Origin of the sequence: Streptomyces sp. MBT65 (assembly GCF_016612545.1) — a bacterium.
Lineage (GTDB): Bacteria > Actinomycetota > Actinomycetes > Streptomycetales > Streptomycetaceae > Streptomyces.
The window spans coordinates 1-342 of the sequence record NZ_JAENRY010000815.1; the positions used below are offsets into that span (position 1 = coordinate 1).

Genomic DNA, 342 nt, shown 5'->3' on the forward strand with positions numbered 1-342 from the left:
TCCTCCGATCGCGCGTCCCACGCCCCCGCGCTGCCGGGTGTTCCGGGGCGGTCGAGTTCGCCGAGGCCGGTCATCGGGCTGTCTCCGTCGTCGGCGAGGGGGTGGTGGCGCGTACCGGGGCTTCCGTCGCCCAGGTGGGGCCGCCGCGGGCCACGACGCGGGCCATGGGGCCGGTCCAGCGGCCGGGGACGTGGGACTCGGCGGGGGCCGCGAAGGGGAGGGGTTCGCCTGCCTCGTTCAGGACGACCCGGCGTACCGGGGAGTGCGAGACGACCTCCAGGTAAATGCCGTGAAATGCCGCGATGTTCTGCTCGACGGTGAACAGTTCGAGTGCGCGGGCGC

1 pseudogene is annotated in these 342 nt (G+C 74.0%); it reads right to left on the reverse strand.

The window, feature by feature from the left end:
- Positions 1–70 precede the first annotated feature (70 nt).
- Positions 71–342 (reverse strand): annotated as a pseudogene (locus JHN63_RS52235) (transferase); the annotation flags it as partial.